The 11,394-nt window shown below is 45.5% G+C and carries 14 protein-coding genes; all 14 read right to left on the bottom strand.

Going from position 1 to position 11,394, the window contains the following annotated elements; translation table 11 throughout:
- Positions 1-12 precede the first annotated feature (12 nt).
- On the bottom strand, positions 13-1,230 hold the full coding sequence (ccmI, locus tag OH461_RS06320) for a c-type cytochrome biogenesis protein CcmI (protein ID WP_270019743.1): 1,218 nt from the start codon (positions 1,228-1,230) through the stop codon (positions 13-15).
- Complete coding sequence (locus OH461_RS06325) at positions 1,230-1,712, bottom strand: cytochrome c-type biogenesis protein (protein ID WP_270019744.1); 483 nt, start codon at positions 1,710-1,712, stop codon at positions 1,230-1,232. Before OH461_RS06325 ends, ccmI begins: the two co-directional genes overlap by 1 nt.
- The gene (locus tag OH461_RS06330; protein WP_270019745.1) at positions 1,712-2,263 is read right to left on the bottom strand and encodes a DsbE family thiol:disulfide interchange protein; all 552 of its coding nucleotides are present in this window, start codon (positions 2,261-2,263) and stop codon (positions 1,712-1,714) included. The genes OH461_RS06325 and OH461_RS06330 overlap by 1 nt, the downstream gene beginning before the upstream one ends.
- Positions 2,264-4,222 (bottom strand): heme lyase CcmF/NrfE family subunit, encoded by a 1,959-nt coding sequence (locus tag OH461_RS06335; RefSeq protein WP_270019746.1) that lies wholly within the window; start codon positions 4,220-4,222, stop codon positions 2,264-2,266.
- On the bottom strand, positions 4,219-4,704 hold the full coding sequence (gene ccmE, locus OH461_RS06340) for a cytochrome c maturation protein CcmE (RefSeq protein WP_270019747.1): 486 nt from the start codon (positions 4,702-4,704) through the stop codon (positions 4,219-4,221). Before ccmE ends, OH461_RS06335 begins: the two co-directional genes overlap by 4 nt.
- Complete coding sequence (gene ccmD, locus OH461_RS06345; protein WP_270019748.1) at positions 4,701-4,907, bottom strand: heme exporter protein CcmD; 207 nt, start codon at positions 4,905-4,907, stop codon at positions 4,701-4,703. The genes ccmE and ccmD overlap by 4 nt, the downstream gene beginning before the upstream one ends.
- A 2-nt stretch (positions 4,908-4,909) precedes the next feature.
- Positions 4,910-5,662, bottom strand: coding sequence for a heme ABC transporter permease (locus OH461_RS06350; RefSeq protein WP_270019749.1), 753 nt, complete (start codon positions 5,660-5,662; stop codon positions 4,910-4,912).
- A 116-nt stretch (positions 5,663-5,778) separates the two neighbouring features.
- Positions 5,779-6,447 (bottom strand): heme exporter protein CcmB, encoded by a 669-nt coding sequence (ccmB, locus tag OH461_RS06355; protein WP_270019750.1) that lies wholly within the window; start codon positions 6,445-6,447, stop codon positions 5,779-5,781.
- 2 nt (positions 6,448-6,449) lie between these two features.
- Positions 6,450-7,070, bottom strand: coding sequence for a cytochrome c biogenesis heme-transporting ATPase CcmA (ccmA, locus tag OH461_RS06360; RefSeq protein WP_270019751.1), 621 nt, complete (start codon positions 7,068-7,070; stop codon positions 6,450-6,452).
- A 222-nt stretch (positions 7,071-7,292) separates the two neighbouring features.
- A complete protein-coding gene (locus OH461_RS06365; protein ID WP_270019752.1) occupies positions 7,293-7,787 on the bottom strand; it encodes a DUF2802 domain-containing protein in 495 nt (164 codons plus the stop codon).
- Positions 7,787-8,281: a chemotaxis protein CheW gene (locus OH461_RS06370; RefSeq protein WP_260259441.1), complete on the bottom strand. Its 495-nt coding sequence runs from the start codon at positions 8,279-8,281 to the stop codon at positions 7,787-7,789. Before OH461_RS06370 ends, OH461_RS06365 begins: the two co-directional genes overlap by 1 nt.
- Before the next feature lie 36 nt (positions 8,282-8,317).
- On the bottom strand, positions 8,318-9,475 hold the full coding sequence (locus OH461_RS06375; protein WP_270019753.1) for a chemotaxis protein CheW: 1,158 nt from the start codon (positions 9,473-9,475) through the stop codon (positions 8,318-8,320).
- Positions 9,468-10,244, bottom strand: a complete 777-nt coding sequence (locus tag OH461_RS06380; protein ID WP_270019754.1) for a ParA family protein — start codon at positions 10,242-10,244, stop codon at positions 9,468-9,470. The genes OH461_RS06375 and OH461_RS06380 overlap by 8 nt, the downstream gene beginning before the upstream one ends.
- A gap of 10 nt (positions 10,245-10,254) precedes the next feature.
- Positions 10,255-11,373 (bottom strand): protein-glutamate methylesterase/protein-glutamine glutaminase, encoded by a 1,119-nt coding sequence (locus tag OH461_RS06385; RefSeq protein WP_270019755.1) that lies wholly within the window; start codon positions 11,371-11,373, stop codon positions 10,255-10,257.
- Between the last annotated feature and the right edge of the window lie 21 nt (positions 11,374-11,394).

Raw genomic sequence — 11,394 nt, forward strand, 5'->3', positions numbered from 1 at the left:
AAATGAGTGTTATTAATACTGTTTCTCAACCATAACTGAAACAGATTGACCCATTTCTGTTGCTTGGCTTTCACCAAACCAGTCGCCATCTTTTGTCGCAACATTGCCATCATTATCGATTCGAACGCGAACCATATAGTTCTCAAGTTGCGATAGTTTTTGACCTTGCATCATGCTGTTACCGTCATCCAGTACTACTGTTCTTGGGAAAGTGCCAAGCGGATAACGCGCAGCAGCAACCGGGACAGGAGAACCATCCGCATTGTGTACGGATACTATCAATGCTGCATTTGGTTCAGCTTGAACGTTTGGCGCAAGGTCAATAGATACTGATACGGTTTTGCCGCTGTTTGGTGCAACGCCCATCTGACGCTGCGCATTTTCAATACTGCGTGACAGCATTTCAAAGCGCTCATCTTTCGGGCCAATCATTTGTTGCATGATGCTCCAATAGCGAACTGCCGCATTAAAGTCTTTACGCTCGTAGGCATCAAAGGCCAACAAAGAGAACACGCGCAAATCGACGTAATCATGTTGAATCAGTTTTGCCAGCAGCTTACGCGCTTTATCTTGATCAGTTGGCTCTTGAGACAACATCAACGCTTGTGCGTAACCAAGCATGACATCTGGGTTATCGCCCTCTAAATCATACGCTTTACTCATTGCGCCTGTCGCGGTTGTCACATCTCGATTGGCTAAAGCAATACGACCCAGTAACAACCAGCCTTCTGCTTCTTCTGGGTTATAGTAAAGCTGGGTACGCAGGGCAAGTGTTAAGTCTTGCATCTCATCTTCTGTCAGCGAGGTCGCTTCAGGAGAAGAGAGCTTTTTAGATAACGCACCAAGGTTAGAACTTACTTGTTGCCATTGCATCACATCTTCGGCGGCACCGAATTTGTAGTACATACCGTAAGATAAGCCCATTAAAAGCAGCATTGACGGCACTAGCACTAACATTGGATTCGTCTTTGATGTTTCTACTTGTGCATCATCCGCTGGAATATCATCAAGCAAAGACTGTTTTAAGTCGGCGATGAGCTCATGCTGGTCTTCTACTAGACCTTCGTTTGTCTCTTCTTCAAGCTCAGACAATCTGTCTTTGTAGAACGCTTTGTTGAGTTCATCACGCAGCGCTTGATCATTGTTTGCCTTGTTCTTAATCAGCGGCCAAGCGATCAACAGGCCGCTTAAAACGATTAGGATGATCGAGGCAATCCAAAATAGTGTCATTATTGTTTGTCTCCATCATTGTCTTCACCAAGCAGCGCTTTTAAACGTTGCTCTTTGTCTTGGTCCCACTCTTCTGTGACCGTTTCAGCTTGTTGTTTGCCTTTTCGGCTACGAACAACAATAAAACCGAAACCAATCAGAAGAACGGAAATAGGACCAAGCCATAAGATGGAGGTTGCCCATGTAAATGGCGGGTTATACGTCACGAAATTACCGTAGCGAGCAATCATGTAATCAACGATTTCGTCTTTGTCTTTGCCCTGCTTAGTCATTTCATACACTTTCTGACGCAGGTCTTGGGCAAGCTCAGCATTTGAGTCAGCAATGGTGTTATTCTGACATTTCGGGCAGCGTAACGTATTGCCTAACTCTTTAAACTGCTGTTCCTGCTCAAGGTTTTCAAACTCATACACTTCAATAGTGGCATGAGCCACCATTGAAAAAGAGCAAGCGATGAGGAATGCGAAAATCCATTTTTTCATTATTTCGCCTCCTCAACCATTTGTTGATACATAGGTTGTAGCTTCTCTGCCCAATTACGCGGATTAACATCGCCTACGTGGCGATAGCGAATCACACCATTACCATCAATTAAGAACGTTTCCGGCGCACCATATACACCAAGATCAAGACCTAGCATGCCATCACCATCAAATAAGCTGATTAGGTATGGGTTACCCAAATCATTCAACCAACCTACCGCTTTATCACGCTGATCTTTGTAGTTAAGGCCAATTATTTTGACGCCCTGACCCGCAAGCTCATTGAGGTATTGGTGCTCTGCGTAACAAGTTGGACACCATGTTGCCCATACATTAAGTAGCAGTGGCTCACCTTTAAAGATGCCTTGGTCGTACAACTTACCAGGCTCGGCTAAATCTTCTAAACGAAACTCTGGAACGTTTTTACCGACCAACACCGATTCCAGTTTGGTTGGGTCATCACCTTCGGCGTTTTTCACAAGCTGAGTAATAAACACCATGACCAAAGCCATAAACGCGACAAGTGGAATAAATAGTAGTTTCTTGTTCATTTACGCCTCCTGCTTAGTGGCTTTCTTTCTGAAACGGTAACGTCTATCGCTAATTGCTAAAGCACCGCCTAGCGACATAATGAATGAGCCAGCCCAAATCCAGTTTACGAACGGTTTGTAATAAATACGCACTGCCCATGATTTGTTGTCGTCTAAACGGTCGCCCATCGCAACATATAGGTCACGAGTGATGCTGCGGTCAATTGCCGCTTCGGTCATCATTGAACGTGCCGTCTGATAGAAACGTTTCTCCGCATGCAAAGTATTAATGGCTTTGCCATTCAACGTAATATCAAAGTCCGCAATGTAGCCATCATAGTTAGGCCCATCGCTATCACGCACACCAGAGAAGTAGAAGTTATAGCCTTGCAATTGGAAGTTATCACCCGGCGCTAATCGCACATCACGTTCGATACTGTAGTTCTGTACCATCGCGATACCAATTACGGTCACAGCTAAACCTAAATGACCTAGAATCATCGCCCAGTGGCTACGCTGCAGTTTGGTGATACCCACCATGAAGCTATGGCGGTGAGTGGCGCGTTGATACATTTCATAGCCATGCATCAAAATGATCCACATTGCCATTACCCAACCGATATAAGCCATCATGAGGAACTGGTCTGCAAATAGCGAGTTGAATCCCCAAGCTAAAACAAGTGAAGCCACACCGGAAACAAGCATCGGTTTAGCAAGGCTCGATAAGTTGTCGCGCTTCCAACGAACCAAAGGACCAATACCTAACAGGAACGAAAACGGGATCATCAGCCATGCAAACAGCATGTCAAAGAAAGGCGTACCAATCGATACGGAACCCAAACCAATCTGCTTATGCACCAATGGCAACAACGTACCCACTAACACAACCATTAAAGCTGTAATTAGGAGAACATTGTTTGCTAGTAGCGCGTTCTCGCGCGAAACTAAATCGAAATTGCCACGTACACGCACTGAGGCACCTTTGACAGCAAACAACAACAAAGAGCCACCAATAACAAACACTAAGAAGCCTAAGATGAACATACCGCGCGATGGATCTGACGCAAACGCGTGTACAGAAACCAAAATGCCAGAACGAACAAGGAAAGTACCCAGCAAGCTTAATGAGAAAGCAGAAATCGCAAGCAGTACAGTCCAAGCTTTAAACGTACCGCGTTTTTCGGTTACCGCGAGCGAGTGCATCAGCGCAGTGCCGGCAAGCCAAGGCATAAATGACGCGTTCTCTACTGGATCCCAGAACCACCAGCCGCCCCAACCGAGCTCATAGTATGCCCACCAAGAACCTAGTGCGATACCCAGTGTAAGGAATAGCCAAGCCGCAGTTGTCCAAGGACGAGACCAACGTGCCCATGCAGTATCAAGACGGCCGGTCATCAGCGATGCAATCGCAAACGAGAAAGCGACTGAAAAGCCAACATAGCCCATGTAAAGCATTGGTGGGTGAATGATCAAACCCGGGTCTTGTAGTAGTGGGTTCAAATCTCGACCATCAACCGGGAAGAAAGGCAACGTACGCAAGAATGGGTTTGAAGTTACGATGATAAACAGCAAGAAACCAACGGTAATCATACCCATCACCGCCAGCACACGTGCTACCGATTCTTGTGGCATACCACGACTAAACGAAGCAACCGCAACTGTCCATGCTGCTTGAATCAACACCCATAGAAGCAAAGAGCCTTCGTGCGCACCCCATACTGCCGTTAAACGGTAATACCAAGGTAACTGGCTATTTGAGTTATTCGCTACATAGCTTAACGTGAAATCATTGGTATAAAACGCCCAAAGCAGTACACCAAATGAGATAGAAAGGAGAATAAACATACCCCAAGACAGTGGCCTTGCAGTATTCATTAACATGGTATTGTTTCGCGACGCACCCACTAATGGCAGTATGCTCAGCAACACTGCCATCGCAAGCGAAACGATCAGCGCAAAGTGACCAATTTCAGCAATCATTGACCGCTTCCTTGTTTTTGTTGTTCTGTGTAGTCTAGTGGTTGATGAGATTTCTGCATCGCTTCAGCTACTTCTGGCGGCATATACTCTTCATCGTGCTTCGCCAACACTTCAAAAGCTTCAACTGTTGTCTCATTAAGCAATACGCCTTGTGCGACAATGCCCTGCCCCTCACGAAACAAGTCTGGCAAAATGCCGTCATACACGATGGTCACTTTAGGACCAACATCATGCAGTTCAAAAGAAACGCGCAGTGATTCACTGTCACGTTTTACTGAACCTTCAACCACCATACCGCCAATACGCAAACGCTGACCAACATGTGGTTTTGTGCCATCAGGTTTACCTTGCACAAGCTCAGTTGGCGTATAGAACAAATCCATATTTTGATTTAGGGCGTAAAGCATCAGGCCAATCGTAGATGCGATACCAATAAAGATCGCCAGAACAACGGTAAGCCTCTTTTTACGTCTTGGGTTCATAGTGTGTTCTCCAGATTCTTAGCGGCATCGATGCGAGCTTGACGCTCTACTTTTGCCTGTACATCTTTAAGCAGTGTTTTATGACGGCGTACGCTGCTTACAAGCAACGCAATCATGACAAAAAAAGTGATACCGAAAGCGCTCCATACATAACCTGCGTAGCCACCCATGGCTAAGAAATCACTCAAAGATTCAAAATGCATGATTAATTACCTCTCTGAGTTAAACGAGCAGAAAGCTCAACCACCCAAGGACGATGACTTTCTTTGCTTATAATCTCGTTACGTAAACGAACCATGGTTAGAGCACCAAAGAAGAATGCGAAGCCAAAAATGTTAAGTAACAAAGGCCAAAGCATATCATTGGAGATCGAAGGTTTATCAAATTTGGTGATTGTTGCGCCTTGGTGCAAGGTATTCCACCACTCCACTGAGAAGTGAATAATTGGCAAGTTAACCACACCAACGATCGCAAGAATACCTGCCGCTTTTGCTGCGGTTTTTTGATCGTCAAACGCGTGATAAAGAGCGATAACACCAAGGTATAAAAATAGCAGAATGAGCTCTGAAGTCAGACGAGCATCCCATACCCACCATGTTCCCCACATTGGCTTACCCCATACCGCACCAGTAAGAAGCGCGATAAACGTAAACACAGCACCAATAGGTGCCATCGCCAATGCCGCCATATCAGACAGACGAACTTGCCACACTAAACCGATAAAGGCTGCAATTGCCATCGACATGTAAACACCCATCGACCAAATAGCCGACGGAACATGGATATAGATGATTCGGAAACTGTCACCTTGCTGGTAGTCAGAAGGTGCGAAAGCTAGTCCCCAGACTGTACCTACTGATAGACACAGTAAGGCTAAGATGGAAAACCAAGGCAGTAACTTACCACACAGTTGGTAAGCGGATTCAGGCTTTGCATAAGGATGGAGCCATTTCCACATGTTTTAACTCGCTCTTTACTTCGATTTATTGTGCAACGCAGCACAAAAATGCCACGTAATAATTATTAGTTTTGTAATTTATATATTGGGAAATTTTCGTGCTTGATCGAAAACAATTAATTCACACTTACTCGCAGTGCAGCGCTAATTGCAAAAGGCGTTAAGGTTAATGCTCCCATAAACATTGCCCCTAACACTGCTAGCTGTCCGGTATAACCCATACCCAGAGAGGCAGCATTAATCGCAGACGTAGCAAAAATTAGAATTGGAATATATAAAGGTAGTATGAGCAAACTCAGTAAGACACCACCTTTTTGCAACCCAACCGTTAATGCCACACCTATCGCACCAATAAAGCTTAATGTAGGAGTACCTACTAACAAGGTTAGAACAACTGCTAACCATGTGTTGAAATCTAGCGACAATAAAATGGCCAACAATGGGCTAATCAAAATCAGTGGCAGCCCTGTTAGCAACCAATGCGCGATGACTTTTGAAATCACTACCACTGAGAGTGGCACTGGCATCAACATCATCTGCTCTAGTGCACCATCTTGAAAGTCATCACGGAACAATCGCTCCAAAGAAAGCAGTGCTGAAAGTAGCGCCGCAACCCAAACAATGCCCGCAGCGATACGCGCGAGTAAATTTGGCTCTGGTCCTATGCTCAACGGGAAAAGCGTGATCACAATGATGAAGAACCACAGCGGGTTAAAAATGTCAGCTTGTCGACGAAACGCAATCAAGAGTTCTCGACGAATAATGCTATTCATTGCGGATACCACGATTAACCACCTAATTTTATTTTTCTAAGTTTTGGGTTATCGGCAAACATATCTTGGTGAGTGGTCAAAACCACAATGCCTCCATTTTCTGCATGCTGCAGAAACAGTGCTTCTAAAACCTTTACGCCCTGTTTATCGATAGCAGTCAATGGCTCGTCAAGAATCCATAGCTTATGATCGCTCAGCCATAAACGCGCAAGCGCGACTCGGCGTTGTTGCCCTGCTGACAACTGCGCCACAGGCACATCTTCACGACCTGCCAGGCCAACCTTAGTTAGGGCATCAAAGATCTTTTGTTTATCAACGGATTGCTTAGAATGAATAGAAAGATAAAAACGCACGTTTTCGTAGGCAGTAAGCTCGCGCTTCACACCCGTTTGATGGCCTAAAAACAGCAAATCTTGATGATAGTCATCCCGATTGGATTCGATGGTTTCACCGTTCCAATACACCTCACCCTCATCACGATCACCTAAGCCCGCAACGATACGCAGTAACGTTGTTTTCCCTGTGCCATTTCGGCCTTCGATCTGTACTAATTCACCGCTATCTATAGTAAAAGACAGAGCCGCAAACAAAACTCTTTCATCTCTGATAGCTGTCAGTTGTTTTACTTCTAACATTTATAGTCACAACAGGAAAAGTATGGGTTTATCTTACCACAGCCACTTTTTGACAACATAGCAATAGACCTTTACGAGTCACGAAACTACGTAAGAATCCATTAATAACCAATCACATTTAGTAGTATTTACCACTAAATGGCTACATACCTAATTAAATTATTCATAAATAGACTTGTGAAAATTCGCCAATAAAAAAGGATGCCTTGTGGCATCCTTTCTTTATTTTTTCTTCACGTTCCGTTGCGCCGCTGCGCGTCTTTTATCCGGACTGCTACCGAGTGGAGGGATTTTTTCCCGCCCAGCTAACTTATTCTGCAACGACATCATTAGCTCAGCTTCTGCTTTAGGCAGCTCACACTCTTCGATCAGTTCATTCAGGTCTGCACCTAGCTGAACCATCTTAGTCGCTCTGGAATAAAGACGCCCATCTCCATCCGCTTGCTCAAGGTCTTTAATTCGCTCAAGTAAGTGATGAATGATGTCTTGCTGTTCACTGACTTTTTGCCCAAGTCCGACAACGACCGATCTTACTTCTAGTAGCTGCTTATTCGCCTTTTGTAACTCTCGATCCAAATTGCGATGCTGCTGCCTTGCTTGATCCGCCGCGATACGTTGTGAACGCTTAAGCCTAAATAAGCTCAGCAATATCACAAGTACGAAAAACGCAACGACTCCGGCAATCACCGGAGTACTAGTCAGCTGGCTGATGTCCATTATAGGTGAGCCATCTCATCCCATTCTTCATCAGTAAGAAGCTTGTTAAGGTCAACCAAGATAAGCAGCTTACCGTCACGGTTGCTAACACCTTGAATGAACTTAGCACTTTCATCCGTACCAACGCTTGGCGTTGTGTCGATTTCAGAAGAACGTAGGTAAACTACTTCAGCAACGCTATCTACTAGGATACCGATGACTTGATGCTCAGATTCAATCACGATGATACGAGTATTATCTGTGATCTCACCTTCCATCAAACCAAAACGTGAACGTGTATCAATAACAGTCACAACGTTACCACGTAGGTTGATGATACCCAGAACGTAGTCCGGCGCACCTGGTACAGGAGCGATTTCTGTGTAGCGTAGAACTTCACGTACTTGCATTACGTTAATGCCGTACGTTTCTTCTTCTAACTGGAACGTCACCCACTGAAGCACTTCGTCGTTAGACTGATCTTTTCTCATTTCTACTTCGTTAGTTTGAGACATACCTTAACCTCTCTAAGCCTTATTAGGCGTACTTTTCTATTTATCTAATGCTTTTACATCAAGTCCAGCATTTAGCATAGTGATCAATGCTTCAACATGGATCAAAGCGCACATTTTTTCTTTCACCATGCCAGCAAGCCACGGTCGTTTGCCTGCTGTTTCACGCCAGCGAACCATATCAGTATTGAGCAGTTCCGTACCCATTAGTTGAGTAGAAGCTAACCCCCACATGCTTTCGCCTAACATCACGATGTATTGGTATTCTTCTTTGTAAGATTCATCCGTTAGCTTATCGGCCATTACCCATCTTGCTGTGTCCACCACATCAAGTTGAGCTTCTCGGCTAGTTTGAAGCCCTAAATACCAGTCTGGACGACCAATTAAATGGCTTAACTCTGCTATCTGGTGAATCCCACCAAGTTCATCGAGGGGAACGGCGAATGTTACACCATTCACATCAAAATACAGTACTTGGAAATCTTGGTCGCGCTGCGTAGATTCCCACGTAACACCTAAATGACCACCCGCTTGAGTTTCTAACTCAACAGCGGTTTCGACTTGTTCAACCTGCTCGACTTCGATTGTCGACTCTACTACTGGCGCTAACTCAGGCTCAGCAGGAGCAACTTCGACAACAGGAGGCTCAATGTCGATACTTGGCTCGACAATCTCTGGCTCAGCGAGGACTTCAACATCCCATTCTTGAATTTCTTCTTCTATGGTTTGCTGCGCCACTTCTTGAGCTATCTGAACCGTATTCTGCTCCATAACCTCATCGAGATGCAAATCATCGACAGGGTTTGAAGATTCAAGCTGTTGCAGCAGTCGCTCAACATCTTCTAAATTGGGAACTTCAATCTCGGTCGTCGTTGGGTGGTAGAAGTTATCTTCACTCCACTCTTGCGCCTTAGGCTGAAGCTCAAAACCATTAACGTGAATCTCTGGTCCAGAGATCGCTGGCTCTGGCTCTGGCTCTGGCTCTGGCTCTGGCTCTGGCTCTGGCTCTGGCTCTGGCTCTGGCTCTGGCTCTGGCTCTGGCTCTGGCTCTGGCTCTGGCTCTGGCTCTGGCTCTGCAGTGATTATCTCTTCATCATCCGGAGTAACAAGCTCTTTTAGCTCATCATCTTCACTAAGCAGAGATGTGAAATAATCATCCAGCGCTTGCTCGCTTGAAATCAGATTGCTATCACTCATCAATTGCTAGCCTCTCTAAATGAACTAGCAATTGTTTGTAAGCGAACACTCCGCGGCTACCTGATGCAAAATGTGAAACCGGAAGATGCTTTAAGCTCGCATCCCTAAATTTTGTATCAATTGGCACCGCAGAAGACCACACTTGATTTGGGTAATCTTTTTTCAGCTGCTGCAACGTTTGCAGCGAAGCTCTAGTACGTTTATCGTACATGGTCGGCACAATGGTTACTTTAAATGGCTTGTTGCGCGACTTTTGCATAATCGCCAACGTTCTAACCATTCGCTCTAAGCCTTTCATCGCAAGAAACTCCGTTTGTACTGGAATCAAAATGCGATCACTTGCAGCAAGAGCATTAACCATCATCACACCTAAAATCGGCGGACAATCAATTAATACATAATCGTAATTGTCTTTAATCGCCATCAGCGCTCGTTTGAGGATTAACCCCATACCGCTGCGGTTACCCATTACGCGGTCTAACGTCGCCAATGACATATGAGCAGGGATAATATCAATGCCTTCGATATCACTATCCATCACCAAAGGCATTACCGTGTGCTCACTAAATTCTTTCAGTTGGAACAAATCAAACAAGCTAGAAGGCACATTATCTGAGTCATACCCCAGATAAGTGGTCAGCGAGCCATGTGGATCCGTATCCACTAACAACACTCGCTTACCTTGCTTGCTTAACAAACCAGCCAACGTAATGGTGGTTGTGGTTTTACCCACCCCACCTTTCTGGTTTGCGATACTCCAAACGATCATTGCCTTCCCTCTAAGCTAGGCCAACTTCAACTAGCATACGTTCAGCAATTCGCTCTAATGGTAGATCTTCAGTTGAAATACCCGCTTTCGCCACTGCTTGAGGCATACCGTATACAACACAGCTTTCTTCGTCTTGAGCCCAGATGGTTGAACCGGCAGTTTTCAGCATGCGACCACCTTCACGGCCATCTGCTCCCATACCAGTCAATACCATAGACAACACTTTGTCTGCGTAGATTTTCGCTGCACTACCAAAGGTCACATCGACACAAGGTTTATAGTTCATGCGCTCACCGCCATCAATGATGCGTAGTTTCGCTGAACCCGGACGACCTTCAATCATCATTTGCTTACCGCCAGGTGCTAAGTAAGCGACACCAGGTTGTAGTGCATCACCATCCGCCGCTTCTTTCACTTGAATCTTACATAAAGAGTTTAAGCGACTAGCGAAAGCAGCAGTAAACGTCGCAGGCATGTGCTGGATTAGCACGATAGGATGCGGGTAGTTCGCTGGTAGTTTAGTCAGAATTTTCTGCAGAGCTACAGGGCCGCCGGTTGACGTGCCAATCGCGGTTAGCTGATATTTTTTACCACTCGCTTTAAAACGAGTTGCCGCTGCTGCTGGACGAGCAACTGGAGCTGCTGTCGGACGCTGAGCAGTGCGCGCAGTTGTTGCGGGCGCTGTTGAAGCTGCGACAGGGCGAGGCGCTACAGGGCGACGCATGAATGTGCGGCGCGACGAAATTTGGATTACGCGTTGCTGGAGTAAGCTCACCGCTTCATCACGGTTACGTGCAATATCTTCAAACTTTTTCGGTAGAAAATCTAATGCACCCGCTTCAAGAGCATCTAGCGTTGCTTTTGCTCCGTCATGCGTTAGCGACGAGAACATCAAAATAGGCACAGGGTTCTTCGCCATGATTTCACGAACGGCAGTAATACCGTCCATGACTGGCATTTCGATATCCATCGTGATGACATCGGGCTTAATTTGAGCCGCTTTTTCAACCGCTTCTTTGCCGTTAGTGGCAACATCGACGACTTCTAAACGCGCGTCGGAGTTAATGATTTCACTTACTCGACGGCGAAAAAAACTTGAATCGTCTACTACTAAAACTCTAATTGCCATGATTTCCCTTTTTAATATTCA

Origin of the sequence: Vibrio sp. LaRot3 (assembly GCF_027587025.1) — a bacterium.
Taxonomy (GTDB): domain Bacteria; phylum Pseudomonadota; class Gammaproteobacteria; order Enterobacterales; family Vibrionaceae; genus Vibrio.